10 protein-coding genes are annotated in these 17,076 nt (G+C 72.2%); 3 read left to right on the top strand and 7 right to left on the bottom strand.

Annotated features, from left to right (window positions below; translation table 11 throughout):
• Window positions 1-200 precede the first annotated feature (200 nt).
• From ACZ7G3_RS32580 to ACZ7G3_RS32570, 3 genes are read right to left on the bottom strand one after another with little or no spacing between them, the layout of a single operon-like run.
• Window positions 201-1,136, bottom strand: a complete 936-nt coding sequence (locus ACZ7G3_RS32580) for a carbohydrate ABC transporter permease (RefSeq protein ID WP_426600214.1) — start codon at window positions 1,134-1,136, stop codon at window positions 201-203.
• Between the two features lie 14 nt (window positions 1,137-1,150).
• Window positions 1,151-2,188: an ABC transporter permease gene (locus tag ACZ7G3_RS32575; protein WP_426600135.1), complete on the bottom strand. Its 1,038-nt coding sequence runs from the start codon at window positions 2,186-2,188 to the stop codon at window positions 1,151-1,153.
• 26 nt (window positions 2,189-2,214) lie between these two features.
• Complete coding sequence (locus ACZ7G3_RS32570) at window positions 2,215-3,903, bottom strand: extracellular solute-binding protein (protein ID WP_470929998.1); 1,689 nt, start codon at window positions 3,901-3,903, stop codon at window positions 2,215-2,217.
• A 391-nt stretch (window positions 3,904-4,294) separates the two neighbouring features.
• On the opposite strand from ACZ7G3_RS32570, the gene ACZ7G3_RS32565 reads away from it, so the two are divergent.
• A complete protein-coding gene (locus ACZ7G3_RS32565) occupies window positions 4,295-7,171 on the top strand; it encodes a glycoside hydrolase family 3 C-terminal domain-containing protein (protein WP_470929996.1) in 2,877 nt (958 codons plus the stop codon).
• Between the two features lie 250 nt (window positions 7,172-7,421).
• Here ACZ7G3_RS32565 and ACZ7G3_RS32560 read toward each other — a convergent pair whose 3' ends face one another.
• Entirely contained in the window at window positions 7,422-8,291 is an 870-nt protein-coding gene (locus ACZ7G3_RS32560; RefSeq protein WP_426522004.1) for a class I SAM-dependent methyltransferase, read from the bottom strand.
• 140 nt (window positions 8,292-8,431) lie between these two features.
• On the opposite strand from ACZ7G3_RS32560, the gene ACZ7G3_RS32555 reads away from it, so the two are divergent.
• Window positions 8,432-9,013, top strand: coding sequence for a TetR/AcrR family transcriptional regulator (locus ACZ7G3_RS32555; protein ID WP_470929994.1), 582 nt, complete (start codon window positions 8,432-8,434; stop codon window positions 9,011-9,013).
• Between the two features lie 224 nt (window positions 9,014-9,237).
• Here the strand turns inward: ACZ7G3_RS32555 and ACZ7G3_RS32550 are convergent, their stop codons facing one another.
• The 3 genes from ACZ7G3_RS32550 to ACZ7G3_RS32540 form a co-directional block, all read right to left on the bottom strand.
• Window positions 9,238-10,683 carry an aldehyde dehydrogenase family protein gene (locus tag ACZ7G3_RS32550; RefSeq protein WP_470929992.1) on the bottom strand — a complete coding sequence of 482 codons (1,446 nt, stop codon included), beginning with the start codon at window positions 10,681-10,683 and terminating at the stop codon, window positions 9,238-9,240.
• Window positions 10,684-10,945: 262 nt separating this feature from the next.
• The gene (locus tag ACZ7G3_RS32545; RefSeq protein WP_470929990.1) at window positions 10,946-12,619 is read right to left on the bottom strand and encodes a PucR family transcriptional regulator; all 1,674 of its coding nucleotides are present in this window, start codon (window positions 12,617-12,619) and stop codon (window positions 10,946-10,948) included.
• A 173-nt stretch (window positions 12,620-12,792) separates the two neighbouring features.
• On the bottom strand, window positions 12,793-15,210 hold the full coding sequence (locus ACZ7G3_RS32540; RefSeq protein WP_470929988.1) for a type IV secretory system conjugative DNA transfer family protein: 2,418 nt from the start codon (window positions 15,208-15,210) through the stop codon (window positions 12,793-12,795).
• 257 nt (window positions 15,211-15,467) lie between these two features.
• Between ACZ7G3_RS32540 and gabT the strand changes: the two genes are divergently transcribed.
• On the top strand, window positions 15,468-16,802 hold the full coding sequence (gene gabT / locus ACZ7G3_RS32535) for a 4-aminobutyrate--2-oxoglutarate transaminase (RefSeq protein WP_426600142.1): 1,335 nt from the start codon (window positions 15,468-15,470) through the stop codon (window positions 16,800-16,802).
• Window positions 16,803-17,076: the final 274 nt, after the last annotated feature.

Below are 17,076 nucleotides of genomic sequence, written 5' to 3'. Positions count from 1 at the left end.
GCTCCCCGTTCTTTCTCCCCCCCCCCTCCCCCCCCCCCCCCCCTCCCTCTCCCCCCCCCCCCCCCCCCCCCCCCCCCCCCCCCCCCCCCCCCCCCCCCCCCCCCCCCCCCCCCCCCCCCCCCCCCCCCCCCCGGGGCTGGGAACAGGCACGACGGGGCTGGGAACGGCCACGGCGGGGCCGGGACCGGGCACGAGGGGCGTCAGCCCTTCACGGCGCCGGTCAGCATCCCCTTCTTGAAGTGACGCTGGACGAACGGCGAGAGCACGGCCACCGGCAGCAGGGCCATGACCATCACCGCCATCTGCACGGCGAGGCCGGAGAGCTCACCGGTCTTGATCGCCTGGCCGAGGCCGACCGGCGCCTCCTGCTTCTGCACGAGCTGGATCATCACGTTCTGCAGGGGCAGCATGTCCTGGTCGTTCAGGTACAGGGAGGCGTTGAACCAGGCGCTCCAGTAGCCGACTGCGTAGAACAGCGTGATCACCGCGACGACCGCGCGGGAGAGCGGCAGGACGATCTGCCACAGGATGCGCAGGTCACCGGCGCCGTCGATGCGGGCGCTGTCGATCAGCTCCTGGGAGATGCCCATGAAGAAGCCGCGCAGCACCAGGATGTTGAAGACGCTGATCGCGCTGGGCAGGATCAGCGCGAGATAGCTGTCCGTCAGCCCCAGGGACTGCACCAGCAGGTAGGTGGGGATGAGACCGGCGCTGAAGAACATCGTGGCCAGCAGCACCATGAGGATCCAGCGGTGGCCGAGTGAGCCGCTGCGGGACAGCCCGTAGGCGCACAGCACCGACACCGCCATCGAGAACAGGGTGCCGACGAGGGTGATGCCGATACTGACGAGCGCGGCGCGGGTGACCTGGCCGCCGCTGAGCAGTTCCTGGTAGGCGACGAAGGTGATGTCCGTCGGGATCATCACCAGCCCGCCGGCCTCGTCGATGGCCTTGCGCGAGGAGAGGCTGGTGACGACGACGATCCACAGCGGGAACAGGATGGCCAGGCAGGCCAGCAGCAGGACCAGCCCCTTGCCGGCGAGGCCGGCCCGGCTGGGTTTCTCCTCCCACACCGGACGGGGCGGGGCCGCCCACCGGCTGGGCTTCCGCGCGGGCTTGTCGATCGCGGCGGTCACTTCCTGAACGGCGGTCACTTCTTGTACACCCCCTGCTCGCCCATGAGGTGGGCCACCTTGTTCGCTATCAGGACCAGTCCGAGGCTGATGACGCCCTTGACGAGACCGGCGGCGGCCGCGTAGCCGAAGTCCTGGTTGCGGACGCCGTTCCACCACACGAAGGTGTCGAGGACCTCCGCGGCCCCTGGTCCGACGGCGTCGCGTTGCAACAGGATCTGTTCGAAGCCGACCGTCAGGGCGTCGCCGACGCGCAGCACCAGCAGCAGGGCGATGACCGGGCGCAGCGCGGGCAGCGTGACGTGCCACATGCGGCGCCAGCGGTTGGCGCCGTCCATCGCGGCGGCCTCGTACAGGTCGGGGCTGACCGAGGCGAGCGCGGCGAGGAAGACGATGATCCCCCAGCCGGCGTCCTTCCACACGCTCTGCGCGGTGACCAGGAACTTGAAGGTGTCCGGGTCGGTCATGAGGCTGAGCCCGTCGTACCCGTGGTCGCGCAGCAGCTGGGACAGCAGCCCGGCACCGCCGAACAGCTGCTGGAAGACGGCGATGACCAGCACCCACGAGAAGAAGTGCGGCAGGTAGAGGATGGCCTGCGAGATCGCCCGCACCCGGGGCCGGACCACACTGTTGATGAGCAGCGCGAGCAGGATCGGGATCGGGAAGTACAGCACCAGCTGGAGGACGAACAGCAGCAGGGTGTTCTGCACCGAGTTCCAGAAGGCCGAGTCCTCGAAGATCCGCTGGAAGTTCTCCAGGCCCACCCACGGGCTGTGCAGGATGGAGACGATCCCGTTGTCGCTGATGTAGGGGTCGTACTCCTGGAAGGCGACGACGTTGCCGAGGATCGGCACGTAGTTGAAGAGCAGCACCAGCAGCACGGCCGGCAGTGTCATCAGCACCAGCACGCGGTCACGCCGGAACCTCAGCCTGAGGCTCAGTTTCCCCGTGTGCGGCTTCGCCTCGCGGGAGCCGGCGGCGTCGTCGGACGCCACCGGGGTCTTCTTCGTCGCATCGGCCTCGGCTCTGGTCCGGGGCACCGTGTTGTGGGACACGGCCGTTCTCCTTGCCTCGGTACCGGTCAGCTCGCCGCCGTGCCGTTCTCGTCGAGCAGCTTCTTGTACCAGTCGCGCAGCTTGTCGCCGCCCTTGCTCTTCCAGTCGGAGACGGCCTGCTGCACGTCGCTGATCGACTTGCGGCCGCGGATGACGTCGTCCTCCAGCTGCTCGAAGTCGTTGGAGAGGTTGGTGTAGCGGGCGGGCTCGGTGATCTGCATGCCGTAGAACGTGGGCTTCTTGGTGAAGGCCCCCATCCGCTGCTGCCACTCGACCTGCCCCTTGGCGACCTCGGGGAAGTCGGGGTGGGCGATGGTCGCGGCGGGGCTCGCCACCATCACGTAGGCGTTCATCACGTCGATGTTGCCCTGGTCGGTCTTGGTGGGCACGCCGTCCTTGACGGTGTAGTGGGTGCCCTCCACGCCGTAGTTGGTGGCCATGTACTCCTTGGTGCCGTAAGGCGCGGCGGTGACGTTGGCGACGGCCAGCACGTCGCGGATCACGGACTCGGACGCCTTCTTGTTGACGAAGGCGAAGATGCTCGCCGGGTTCTGCGCCCACAGCGTGGGCTCACCGCCGTCGTGCCCGAAGAAGTCCATGCCCCAGACCTTGAACCCGGGGTTCTGGGTGGCCTGTTCGGCGGTGCGGCTCCACCACTGGGAGATGTCCTGGTTGTAGATGAGGAACTCCCCGGCGGCGAACTTGGGCCCGGGGTCGGCGGCGTTGCTCTTGCCCAGCTTGGCGTCGGGGTGCACGACGCCGGCGGCGAACAGCTTGCGCGTCCACTCCAGGGCTTCCAGGTACTCGTCGGTCTCGATGCGGTAGACCAGCTTGCCGTCGACCTGGTTCCAGCCGAGCGACTTCTCGTTGCCGGAGAGCACGCCGAAGGCGTTCATGGCGGTCCACTTCATGTCCAGGCAGGCCCAGCGCTTGGCCTTCGCGTTGGTGGCCTCCTTGGCCAGTGCCATGAAGTCGTCGCAGGACCGGGGGACTTCGTAGCCCTCCTTCTCGAAGATGTCCTGGCGGTACAGGGGCACGACGCCGGACACGTACGAGGACGGCATCGGCAGGCCGCGCAGCTTGCCGCCGAAGATGGAGCGCTGCCAGGCGTCGGTGGGGATCGCCGCGAGGTTGGGGAAGTCCTTGACCGCGTCGCCGGAGAGGTAGGGGCCGAGGTCGGCGAACTTGCCGATGATGGCGCTGGGTATCTTGCCGGTCATGTTCCAGCCGGGTACGACCACCACGTCGGGCACCTCGCTGGAGGCGAGGACCGCGCCGAGCTTCTGGTCGTAGGTGTTGCCGTCCTGGTTCTGCCAGACCACGTCGACGCCGATGAGGTCGTTCATCGCCTTGTAGTAGGCGTTGTCCTCCTTCGGCGGGGACCCCCAGAACGGCGACATGATGGTGACCCTGCCGCCCTTGCCGAGCTTCTCCGGCACCGAGGTCTTCAGGCCCGCGAGGTCGAGCTTGCTGGTGAAGCCGACCGCGGAACCGTTCTTGCTGGGGATGTCGGGGGTGACCACGTTGCTGGCCACGTAGGCCGGCAGCAGCTTCTTGGCTTCCTTGCCCGACGTGGTGCCGTCCCGCGAACCTCCGTCCGACCCACCGCCGCACGCGGAGAGCAGCGGCATCCCTCCCGCCACCGCTGCGGTGGCTACCGCCGTGGAGGCGAGGAACTTTCTCCGGCTGGGACCGGAGGCGGCGTTCGGCGTCATTGCGTCAACCCTTCGTGGCGCACCAGGACACCCGGCGGTGGCCGTCGGCTGCGGTGTCTTGAGTGGAACTGGCTGAGCTGAAGCGGTCGTCGGAGGAACGCCCGGCTTCCGTCGCACCCCCAGGTGCACTTCCGAGCCAGAGCCTCTTAGTCGAAGCGCTTCGATGTTGCTGCGAGGTTAAGTGAACGCCTGGGGGTGCACAAGAGTCGATTGCAGAATTCCTCCGAGGTATCGGTGGGGCGAGGGTGGCCGAACCGGGTCATGTGACCCTTGGATTGCGATGACAAGTCGGAGGGGATGTGCGGAAGTGTCTTGACACCCACCCCTGGGGCCAATGAGCATCGAAGCGCTTCGAAAGCGTCTCGCCGCTCCATCGCAAGGGGAACTCCACGTGACCGCACCCACGCCGCCCACGCCGCCTTTCCGTGATCCGCACCTGCCGTTCGCGAAGCGCGTCGACGACCTGATGTCGCGGCTCACGCTCGACGAGAAGACCGCGTTCCTGCACCAGTTCGCACCGGCCGTCGAACGGCTCGGCATCGCCGCCTTCCGCACCGGCCAGGAGGCCCTGCACGGCGTGGCCTGGATGGGCCCGGCGACCGTGTTCCCGCAGGCCGTCGGCCTCGGCGCGACCTGGAACGACGACCTGGTGCGCCGGGTCGGCGACGCGGTGTCCAGGGAGGCCCGCGCGATGCGCGCCCGGGACGACCGCGTCGGCCTCAACGTCTGGTCCCCGACCGTGAACCTGCTGCGCCACCCGTTGTGGGGACGCAACGAGGAGGGCTATTCCGAGGACCCGAGGCTCACCTCGGCCATCGCCACCGCCTACACCCGAGGCCTGCGCGGCGAACATCCGACGTACTGGCGCACCGCGCCCGTCCTCAAGCACTGGCTCGCGCACAACAACGAGACCGACCGGGACACCTGCTCGTCGTCCGTCCGCCCGCGCGTCCTGAACGAGTACGACCTGCGTGCCTTCCGCGAGACGGTCGAGGCGGGCGCGGTGGCCGGGGTGATGCCGGCGTACAACCTGGTCAACGGCCGCCCCAACCACGTCTCCCCGTACCTGCGGAGCCATCTGCGCACCTGGACCCAGGACGACCTCCTGGTCTGCTCGGACGCGGGCGCCCCCTCCAACCTGGTCGACTCCGAGCACTACTTCGACACCCACGAGGAGGCGACCGCCGCCGCGCTGCGGGCCGGGGTGGACAGCTTCACCGACCACGGCACGGACTCCTCGAAGATCGTCGCCCGGGTCCGGGGCGCCCTCGACCAGGGCCTGCTGACCGAGGCCGAGGTGGACGCGGCCGTGCGCCGGCAGCTGTCGGTCCGCTTCCGGCTCGGCGAGTTCGACCCGGAGCACGACCCGCACGCCGTCACCGCGGACACCGCCGCCGCCGACTTCGACACACCGGAGCACCGCGCGCTGGCGCTGGAGGCGGCCGAGCAGGCGGTCGTCCTGCTCAAGAACGACGGCGTACTGCCGCTGGCCGACGGCACCCGGGTCGCCGTCGTCGGTCTGCTCGCCGACGAGTGCAAGCTCGACTGGTACAGCGGCACGCTCATCCACCGTGCCACTCCGCTGGAGGGCCTGTACGAGCGGTTCGGCGCCGAACGCGTGAGCTTCGCGGAGGGCGTGGACCGGGTCCGGCTGAAGACGGCCGCCGGTACGTTCCTGTACGTGCCCCCGTCCGACGACTCCCCCGGCGAGGCGCGCGGCACCGAGGGCGCCCTCGACCCGGCCCTGCTGGCCGGCCGCACCGACCTGCCGCCCCTCACCACCGACGCGGCCGGCAGCGAACTCGCGCTCGTCGACTGGGGTGAGGGCGTCCTCACCCTGCGCGCGCCGGACGGCCGCTACCTCTCGGTCGCCGAGGACGGCTACCTCCGCGCCTCCGCCGACCAGCCCGGCGGCTGGGTCGTGCAGGAGACGTTCCGCCTGGAACCGCACGGGAACGGGCACCTCCTCCGGCACCTGGGGACGGGTCGTCACGTCCAGGTCGCCGCCGACGGTGTGAAGGTTGCCGCCCCGGACGCCTCCCCGAGTGGCGAGGCCCCGGAGGTCTTCGAGCTGGTCGTCGCCGAGCGCGGCGAGGACGCGGTGACGCGGGTGGCGGCCGAGGCGGACGTGGTCGTGGTGGTCGCGGGCAACGACCCGCACATCAACGGCCGGGAGACCGAGGACCGTACGACGCTGCGGCTGCCCGCCCACCAGGAACGCCTGCTGCGCGCGGCCCGCGCCGCGAACCCGAGCACCGTGCTGACGCTGGTGTCCGCGTACCCGTACGCCGTCGACGCGGAGGTGCTCCCGGCGGTGCTGTGGACCGCGCACGGCGGCCAGGCGGGCGGCACCGCGCTGGCCCGGGTCCTCGCCGGTGACGTCTCCCCCGCCGGGCGGCTCCCGCAGACCTGGTACGCCGACGACTCCGACCTGCCCGATCTGCTCGACTACGACGTGATCGGCGGCCGCCAGACCTATCTGTACTTCGAGGGGACGCCGCTGTTCCCCTTCGGGCACGGCCTGTCGTACGCGTCCTTCTCGTACGCGGACCTGGCGACGCGGGTCCAGGACGGGAAGGTCTCCGTGTCCTTCACGGTCACCAACACGGGGGCCGTCACCGCCGACGAGGTGGCCCAGCTCTACGTCCGCGCCGAGGACCCGTCGGTCCCGCGTCCGCGCCGCGAACTGCTGGCCCACCGCCGGCTCACCCTCGCCCCGGGCGCCACGGCGGAGGTCTCCTTCGACGTCCCGCTGTCCGCGTTCGCGTTCTGGGACGTCGCGCAGGACCGGTGGCGGCTCGAGCCGGGCCCGTACGCCCTGCTGGTGGGCGCGTCCAGCGAGGACGTACGCCTGTCGGAGACCGTGTCCCTGGAGGGCGAACCCGCCGCGCCGCGCCCGGTCCGCGAACGCGGCCTCGACGCGGCCGGCTTCGACGAGCAGAGCGGCACGGAGATCGTCGACCGGACGAAGGCGGCGGGCGAAGCGGTGACGCCGATGGCGGGCCGGACGGGCGAACTGCTGTTCCGCGACTGCGACTTCGGTTCCGGCGTCACCGGCGTGACCGTGACGGTGGCGGGCGGCGAGGGCACCGTGGAGATCGCCCTCGACGGCGGCCCGGCATCGGCGGTGCTGTCTTCGACGACGCCCACCTCAGGACCGTACGACTACGTGGAGCTGGGTGCCCGGCTGACCGCCGAGGGCGTCCACGATCTCCGCATCGGACTGCGCGGCACTCTGCGGCTCGCGCACGTCGGCTTCTCCGGCTGAGGGTCCGGAGGAAGCCGGCACGATGAAGGGGCCCGGCACCGGTACCCACCGGCGCCGGGCCCCCGACTCGCCGCCCCCCCCCTACGACCTCTACGGCCTCTACGGCCTCTACCCGGAACGTCGCCGCGTTCCCGCTCGCCCTCACCGCCACCACCTCCCCCGCCGCGAGTCCGCTGCCCGGGCGTCCCCACTCTCGGAGGAGGCGCGTCCGTCGCCGCACGGGACCGGCCGCCCTCCACCACTGCCGCCCCTACGAGCCCGCTGCTTCCGGGCCCACCGGGCGGTCCGCCGTGACCAGCCAGGACGTGCTGCGCAGCCGGACCGTGCCGTCAGCCGCCCCGTAGCCGCGCAGATGGTCCGTGAGCGTGTGGCGGGCACGACCCTGTGCGGCCGTGTCGACCTGGCCGAGGAAGTGCCGGCCGGGCCCCGTGTTCAGCAGGAACTCCGCCGCGTCGTCGGCTCCGCGACCCCATGCCCCGTACGCCTCGACCCGGTCGACGGCCACGCCGGAGAATCCCGCGGCGGCGAGGACGGCGCGGATCCGGTCCGGGGAGGACAGGGAGAACATGCCGGGCAGTCCCGGCGCGTCGAAGTCGCCGAGGGGCAGGACGTCGCGCAGGACGGTCATGGCCGTCACCCAGCCGTTGAGCGAGGGTTCGGCCGGGCAGACGAACGCCAGGCGGCCGCCGGGTCGCAGTGCCCGGCCGATGTTGCGGAAGGCCGCTTCGGGGTCGGCGAAGAACATCACCCCGTAGCGGCTGATCGCCGCGTCGAACGCGCCCGGCTCGAAGGGGTGCACCTGTGCGTCGCCTTGCGCGAAGGTGGCGTTGGTGATGCCCTCCCGCGCCGCCCGGGACCGTGCCTCGGCCAGCATGGGGCCGGACAGGTCGAGGCCCAGGGCGCTGCCCCGGGGGGCCCGGAGGGCGGCGAGACGCGTGGTCTGCCCGGAACCGCAGCCGAGGTCGAGGGTCCGGTGGTCCCCGGTGAGTCCGACGGCGTCGAGGAGCGGCTCGTTGAAGCCTTCGTTCACGGCGTTCCACCGGTCCTGGTTGCGCGCCCAGTGGGCACCTTCGGGGCCGTTCCACGCCTGCGCCTGCTCGGTGTTGACGATCTGGGACACGAGTGCCTCCTGATGCGAACGAAGAATAGAAGAATGGGCCTGCGCCCAAACAGTATGGGCGTGCGCCCATACTGACAACCCCTTACGATCCGAGGTGTCGCGCCGCTCGCGGCGCCGAACGTCAGGAGGATGAGAGGCCCATGTCACCCCGTGGAGTGGCGACGCCGGACGTGCGCGAGCGACTGTTCGCGGCCGCCGAACGGATCGTGGAGAGGGAGGGCCCCGGCGCGCTCACGAGCCGGGCCGTCACCACCGAGGCCGGCTGCGCCAAAGGGTTGCTGCACACGCACTTCACCGGGCTCGACGAGTTCGTGGCCGAGCTCTGCCTCGACCGCTTCGCCCGCACGGCGGCGAAGGCGCGGGCCCTGGGGGGACTCGCCGGGCAGGGCACGGTGGCCGGGAATCTCGGCTCCGTCGCGCTCTCGCTCTTCGACCGGGGCGGCCCGGCCCTGTCGGGTCTGGCCATGACGCGTCCGGCCGCGGCGTCGCGCGTCCGTGAGGCCATGGAGGACGGCGGCCCCGGCTTCGCCGCGATCCAGGAGGCGATAGCCGACTACGTGGAGGCGGAGCGGGACCTCGGACGGCTGCCGGCCACCGTCGACCCGCACACCGTGGCCCTCGCCGTCGTCGGGACCGCCCACCACCTGCTGATGACCGGCTGGCCGGGTGCGCCCGACCCACGGCCGGCCATGAACCGGCTGGTGGTCGCGTTGGTGGGTTGAGCGGCGTTACGCACACCGTTGCCGGACTGCCCTGCTCCGCCGGCATGCCGCAAGCTCCGCCTGACATGCCGCCAGTGGAGTGGCCCTCCGCGTCCCCCACCGAGGCCCCGCGACCGGTTGCCTTTCAGCCGGATCCGGGACTGTCGGCAGGTCGACGCGCGAGTACGCGCCGACGGCCCGAGCCCCCGCACAGTGGGCTCGGGCCGTCGGCCTTCTCGGGTGTCTCAGAGCGCGAGGCCCGTCAGGACCAGCACCCGCTCGTACGTGTAGTCGTCCATCGCGAACCTCACGCCCTCGCGGCCCACGCCGGACTGCTTGGCGCCGCCGTACGGCATCTGGTCGGCGCGGTAGGAGGGGACGTCGCCGATGACGACGCCGCCGACCTCCAGGGCGCGGTGGGCGCGGAAGGCAGCCTGGAGGTCGTGGGTGAACACGCCCGCCTGGAGGCCGTACTTGGAGTCGTTGACGGCGGCGAACGCCTCGGCCTCGCCGTTCACCTTCTGCACGCTGAGGACGGGGCCGAAGACCTCCTCGCGGGCGAGGGTGGTGCCGTCCGGGAGGTCGGTGAGGACGGTCGGCGCGTACGAGGCGCCGTCGCGCTTGCCGCCGGTGTGGAGGGTGGCGCCGGCCTCCACGGCCTCCCGCACCCAGGCCTCGACGCGCTCGGCGGCGGCCTCGCTGACCAGCGGGCCGACGTCCGTCGCGTCGTCGTTGGGGTCGCCGGTGACCTGGGCCTCGACGGCGGCGACGACGCGCGGCAGCAGACGGTCGTAGACGGCGGCGTCGGCGATCACGCGCTGCACGGAGATGCAGGACTGGCCGCCCTGGTAGTTGGAGAAGGTCGCGATGCGGGTCGCGGCCCGGTCCAGGTCCTCGTCGCTCGCCCAGTCGCCGAGGACGACGGCCGCGCCGTTGCCGCCCAGCTCCAGGGTGCAGTGCTTGCGCGGGACCGAGTCCATGATCGCGTAGCCGACCGTCTCGGAGCCGGTGAAGGAGATGACCGGCAGGCGCTCGTCCTGGACGAGGGCGGGCATGCGGTCGTTCGGGACCGGCAGGATGCTCCACGCGCCGGCGGGCAGGTCGGTCTCGGCGAGCAGCTCGCCGAGGACCAGGCCGGAGAGGGGGGTGGCGGGCGCGGGCTTGAGGATGATGGGCGCGCCCGCGGCGATCGCGGGGGCGATCTTGTGGGCGCACAGGTTCAGCGGGAAGTTGAACGGTGCGATGCCGAGGACGACGCCCTTCGGGAAGCGGCGCGTGAGGGCGAGGCGGCCCTGGCCGCCGGCGTCGGTGTCGAGGCGCTGGGCCTCGCCGCCGTTGAAGCGGCGGGCCTCCTCGGCCGCGAAGCGGAAGACGGACACCGCGCGGCCGACCTCGCCGCGGGCCCACTTGACCGGCTTGCCGTTCTCGGCCGAGATCAGGCGGGCGATCTCCTCGGTGCGCTCGGCCAGGCGCCGGCTGACCTGGTCCAGCGCGGCGGCGCGGACGTGGGCGGGGGTGGCGGCGAACTCGTCCCGTACGGCGTACGCGGCGGCCACGGCCTCCTCGACCTGGGCGTCGGTCGGCACGCTCACCGTGCCGGCCAGGCTGCCGTCCCAGGGGGACGTGACGTCGAAGGTGGCCTCGCCGGTGGCCTGGCGGCCGGCGAGCCAGAAGGCGTGGGTGGAAGTCATTGTCGAGTCCCGGCCCTTCCGCGTTGGGGGTGTGCACGTTTCCGTGGCTTGCGGGTCCACGGTAGGGCGGGGGGCGGTGAGGGACGCTTGTCCGGGGCGTAGTGGTGAAGACGGGAGGTTCGACGTTGTGGCCATGTGTGGAGAGTGGTCGAGGGGTTCTCGCCCCGCCGTCCGGCCGGCCCTTCGCCTCGCCGTCCCGCCGTCCCTTCGCCTCGCCGTCCCGCCGTCCCTTCGTCCCGCCGTCCCTTCCGCCAACGGGCTGTCAGTCCGACGATGTGGCCTTCAGCGCCAGCCACAGCTCCATCCGTACGTCCGGGTCGTCCAGTGAACGGCCCAGGATCTCCTCCACCCGCCGCATCCGGTAGCGCAGCGTGTGCCGGTGGACGCCGAGGTCGGCCGCTGCCGCGTCCCACTGGCCGTGGCGGGAGAGCCAGGCGCGCAGGGAGGCCACCAGGTCGCCCCGGCCGGTGGCGTCGTGGTCGCGCAGCGCCCGCAGCAGGCCGTCGGCGAAGGCGCGCACCGCGTCGTCGGCGAGGAGCGGAAGGACCGATCCGGCCGCCAGGTGCTCGTGCTCCACGCAGACGCGTCCGCGTCGGCGGGCCACCGACAGGGCCTGTTCGGCCTGCTTGTAGGCGGCGGACGCGGCGATGGGCCCGGACGGCGCCGACAGGCCGACGACCAGGCCCTCCTCGTCGCCGCCCGGCATCGGCTCCGGGTGGGCGGTCTCCAGCGCCGAGGCGTACTCGACGCAGGCGGCGACGGCCGCGCCGCCGTCCGTGGCCAGCACCACCAGTCGCTCTCCCTCCGGTACGACCAGCACCGACTCCCCGGAACGGGCGGCGGCCGACTCCACGACCTCGGCGAGCGCGCCGAGCGGGTCGCCGTCGGTGTCGGCGGCGGCCAGCGCGGCGGCGGAGGGCCTGGGCCGGGTGGCGGGCCCGCGCGCGTGCGGGCCGGCGTGCGTGCGCGCGGCGGACGCCGACGCCGCCTCGGCGACGACCATCCGGAAGGGCGCGTCCAGCAGGCCGCCGTACAGGTCTCCGGCGACCGTGCGCGCGTGGTCGGGTTCGCCGGCCAGCAGCATGCGCAGGACCGCCGCGTCTATGCGTTGCTCGGCCTCGTGCAGGGAACGCGAGCGTTCCGTGGTGAGTGTCAGCAGGGCGATGGCGGAGTGCACGGCGTACCGCTCGGCGGTACCGAGGGCGGCGGCCGTGCCGACGGCGAGTGCGGAGCGGGGCCTGCGGGAGGTGCCGAGGGAGTGGAGTTCGACGCGGTCGGCGCTCTCGGGGTGTTCCGCGGCTCCGCCGACGACGGAGGAGGCCGGTGCGGGGCGTTCACGCAGCCGCTGTACGTCCGCCGTGAGCCGCGCGGCCCTGCGGCCCGCCCACTCCGGTGCGGCGGCGACGACGGCGCCCGAGGCGTCGTACAGCGCCGCCCAGCCGTCGACCTGCGAGGCCAGCGCGGCCAGCAAGCCCTCCGGGCCGTCGGTCAGCGCCTGCCTGGTCAGCTCGCGCTGGGCGGCGAACCCCGCGGTGACCGCGCGGTACTGGTCGGCGGCGATCGCGGCGGACACGGCCTTGCTGATGGCGAGGAAGGGGGTGCGGCGCGGCACCTCCAGCAGCGGCAGTCCTTCCTGCCGCGCGGCTTCGACCAGTGCCTCGGGGATGTCGTCGTAATTGACCCCGACGGCGAACCCGAGCCCCACCACGCCGGCGCCCGCCAGCCGCTTCACGTACCGCCGCATCGCCTCGGGGTCCTCGGCGTCCAGCTTGAGGGCGGTGATCAGCAGCAGTTCCCCGCCCTCCATGTAGGGCACGGGGTCGGCGAGCTCACTGACGTGCGCCCAGCGCACCGGCACGTCGAGGCCGTCCTCGCCCGCGCGCACGGTCAGCTTGAGCGCGGAGTGGTGGACGAGGGAGGCGAGCGTGGGGGGCATGGGGCCTGGGCCTTCGGATCTGCGTCAGCGGCGCGAGGTACGAGGTGTGAGGTCGGAGGTGGAGGCATCGGGTCGGAGGGGTGCGGCATCGGTGATCATTTGGCCGCGGCGTATGAACGACCTGTGTCGATTCTGCCTCACTGTACGGTCCCCGGGCACTCGCCCCGGACAGGTCACCCGCGCAGGTCCACCAGCAGCGGCGGCGCGTGCTCCCCCTCGACGGTCGTCAGCGACAGCACCGCGTGTCCGGCGGGCACGGCGTGCGCCAGCTCGGACGCCGACCAGCGCTCGCGTTCGACCTGCCGCACGGTCACCGCGTCCGTCGTCACCGCCTTGCCCGTCACCAGCTTGCGCAGGGCGTGGAAGAACCGGGTCATCGGCTGGTCGGCGAAGACCGTGTGCTTGGCGACCTCCGTCGTCTCCACCCACTCGGTGCCCCAGGTCTGCGCGAACCGGCTGCCGTCCCAGGTGGAGACGCCGCAGAAGGCCATGCGGCAGCCCACCGCCCCGTAGAGCGGGCCGTGCAGCGCCTCGGGGACGTCCCCGATGGTGCGCAGGGCGAGCAGCACGCCCGCGTTCTGCGAACGCAGTCGCTGGATGCGGCGCACCGATTCCGGGGTGACCGCGCCCGTCGCGTCGTCCAGGACCAGGCAGGCGAAGTGCTCGCGCCGGCCCTCCCGGACGATGGCGTGGAACTGCGCGAGGACCAGCCGGGTGATCAGTCGGCAGGCCTCGTCGTGACCGTGCTCCGGAAGATCGATCCGCACCCGCAGGGGGTGGTGGGCGACCGCACGCAGGGAGAACGACCGGCCCGGACCGCCGCCACCGAGGAAGCCGGCGAACACCGGCCGGTTCAGCAGTGCCAGACGGTCGGCCAGAGCCCGGCCCGCGTCGCCCGGCGTGCCCGTCTGGCGGATACGCGCATCGACTTCTCGGCGCATGACGTCGTTCCCACTCGCGGCGAGCTCCTCCCCCAGCCGGGTCAGCGCCCCCTCCTCGTCCTCCAGCAGCGCGTACAGCTCCGGCAGGGAAGGGAAGCGGCCGTGCACCGTCCGGAACGGGCCGAGCAGCTGCGCCAGGGCGGTGGCGGCGCGCTGCGCGCCGACCGTGTCGAGGTCGCCCACCAGGGCCTCGGCGAGGATCGCGGCCGCCTGGTCCGGATCGTCGGTCTCGGCGTACGGGTCGAGGTCGTGCACCGAGGACGGGTCCCCGATCCGTACGATCACGTCGAAGGCGCCGTCCGCGCCGATCCGGCTTCCCGGGGCGGACACGGCGACCACGGCACAGCTCCCGGCGAGCGCCTGCAGCGCGAGTGCCTCGGTCACCGGCTCGACGAGGGTGCGGGTCTTGCCGGACCCGGAAGGGCCGACGGCGAGCAGCGAGGTGCCGAGCACGTCCGGGCCGAGGGCCACCCCGGCGTCGTGGTAGGGCAGCGGGGCGTGTTCGGCCGCCGCCCAGCGGCCGATGCGCACCTGCCCGGCGAGCAGGTCGTGGAGAGCGGCCCGGCGCGGCAGGTCGCGGGCGCCGGAGGGGTGGGTCCAGGCCGCACCGCCCTGGCGCAGGACGGTGTCGTGGAAGGCGTCCAGTGTGGCGCCGCGCCGAGCGGCGGCGAGGGCGTGCTCGACGCGGGCGCAGTCGACGTCGTTCATGCGGCCGCCGGCGACCTCGGCGGTGAGCAGTTCGGCGGCGTCGTGCCGGCCCATGTCGCGCAGGGCGGGCCATTGGGAGCGGGGGCGTACGGGTGCCGGGACGCCGGTGGGGACGTCCGCACGGCGGGCGGCGAGCAGCTTGCGCGCGTACGGCAGCCAGCCGCCGAGGCGGGCGAACGGCCACACCACGAGCAGTGTGACGACCGCGTACAAGGTGTCCGTGTAGAGGCGGGACGCCATCAGACCGTAGCCGTCGAAGGTCAGCACGGTCAGCGAGAGCAGCGGATCGACGACCGGTACCGCGTCCCACCCGACGACCGGGAAGGCGTCGGGAAAGACGAAGCTGAGGACGAGGAGGGCGAGGAGGGCCGCGATCAGGGCGCGGGCGGGCTGAGGCCTGCGGGCCACGTAATGGCGGACGACGGCACGCCAACTGCCGAGCACGGCCACGGCGAGTACGAGCAGAACGAAGGCGAGGCCCTCGTAGACCACCAGTGCCTCCGCCCCCGGGGCCGCCACCTCCCGCCCCTCGAACACCTTGGGCGACATCAGGGTGCCGCCCCACCACCAGTCGTCCGGCGTGAACAGCCGCAGGAGGAAGTACTGGTACGACGTGACGCCGCGCTGCCACAGCGACCACACCACGATCGCCAGGGCGAGCGGGACCAGCATGCCGGCGACCGTCACCGGGGCGATCTTCTCCGCGGTCTCCTTGGGCGGGCGGTAGCCGTACCGCCAGATCCCGGTCCGGGCGGCCGGCCGCGCCTCGTCGAGCCAGGCGGCGACGGTCGACGGGGAGCGGGGTGGCTGTCCCGGCACCGGTGGCGCGCCCGGTGCCCGGCTGGGCCGCGGCGGCACGGCGGGCACCTGTGGCGGCCCCGCCGGACGCGGTACAGGATTCGCATGCGTACCCCGCGCGTCCCGGTTCCCGTCGCTGTCCATCGCCCTTGCCCCCTGACCAGCCGTTCCATCCACCATCAGCGAGCCAATCTAACGCCCTCCCAGGGGGAGTTCACCGCTTACGCGGCCGGGTCCGCGTCGACGTGTCCACATGTCGCCCCGTCCACCACCTGTCCATCGCGGACAACGGACTCCGCGGACAACGCCCACATGGAGCATGCCCGCTCCCCGGTCCCGGTCCTAGCCTGCGAGAAAAGAAGGCAAGCGTCCGTAAGATCCGCAAGACCCCAGGAGCCCCCATGACCGCCCTTCCGCAGGAGCGCCGCGTCGTCACCGCCATCCCCGGCCCGAAGTCGCAGGAGCTGCAGGCCCGCCGCACGGCCGTGGTCGCGCAGGGTGTGGGCTCCACGCTGCCGGTCTTCGTCACGCGCGCCGCCGGCGGCGTCATCGAGGACGTCGACGGCAACCGCCTGATCGACTTCGGTTCCGGCATCGCGGTGACCTCCGTCGGCGCCTCCGCCGAGGCCGTCGTACGCAGGGCGTCCGCGCAGCTGGCCGACTTCACCCACACCTGTTTCATGGTGACGCCGTACGAGGGCTACGTCGCCGTCGCCGAGGCGCTGGCCGAGCTGACCCCGGGCGACCACGCCAAGAAGTCGGCGCTGTTCAACAGCGGCGCCGAGGCGGTCGAGAACGCCGTGAAGATCGCCCGCGCGTACACCAAGCGGCAGGCGGTCGTCGTCTTCGACCACGGCTACCACGGCCGGACCAACCTCACGATGGCGCTGACCGCGAAGAACATGCCGTACAAGCACGGCTTCGGTCCCTTCGCGCCCGAGGTGTACCGCGTCCCGGTCGCCTACGGCTACCGCTGGCCGACCGGTGCCGAGAACGCCGGCCCGGAGGCCGCCGCGCAGGCGATCGACCAGATCACCAAGCAGGTCGGCGCGGAGAACGTGGCCGCGATCATCATCGAGCCGGTGCTCGGCGAGGGCGGCTTCATCGAGCCGGCCAAGGGCTTCCTGCCCGCGATCAGCGAGTTCGCGAAGGCCAACGGCATCGTCTTCGTCGCCGACGAGATCCAGTCCGGCTTCTGCCGCACCGGCCAGTGGTTCGCCTGCGAGGACGAGGGCATCGTCCCGGACCTGATCACCACGGCGAAGGGCATCGCGGGCGGTCTGCCGCTCGCCGCGGTCACCGGCCGCGCCGAGATCATGGACGCCGCGCACGCCGGCGGCCTCGGCGGCACCTACGGCGGCAACCCGGTGGCCTGCGCCGGTGCGCTCGGCGCCATCGAGACGATGAAGGAGCTGGACCTCAACGCCAGGGCGAAGAACATCGAGGCGATCATGAAGTCCCGCCTCACCGCCATGGCCGAGAAGTTCGACGTCATCGGCGACGTCCGGGGCCGCGGCGCGATGATCGCGATCGAGCTGGTCAAGGACCGCGGCACCAAGGAGCCGAACCCCGAGGCGACCGCCGCGCTGGCCAAGGCCTGCCACGCCGAGGGCCTGCTGGTCCTGACCTGTGGCACCTACGGCAACGTGCTGCGCTTCCTGCCGCCGCTGGTGATCGGCGAGGACCTGCTGAACGAGGGCCTCGACATCATCGAGCAGGGCTTCGCCCGCATCTGACCGCGCACGTGCAGAGGTACTCGGGGTACCCGCCCGAGCACGTGAAGAGGCACCCGACCGAGCACCTGAGCGAGCGCCCGAACGCGCATCTGAGCTGCGTTTCGCACGCCTGGCGCGGCGAACCGCAGAGCGTGTGAAGAACGTGTGCGAGGTGGATGGCAGGACACCGATGGCCCTGTCCTGAGCGCACCCCCCTGTCGTAGGTTCTACGCAGATGAGAGATACACCCCGCCCACAGGGGACTGTGGGCGGCATCTCAGGCCGAGGCCTCCCC

The organism is Streptomyces sp. NPDC037271, from assembly GCF_055603605.1.
The sequence above is the reverse complement of the archived record's forward strand: the minus strand, read 5'-3'. Positions and strand labels throughout refer to the sequence as shown.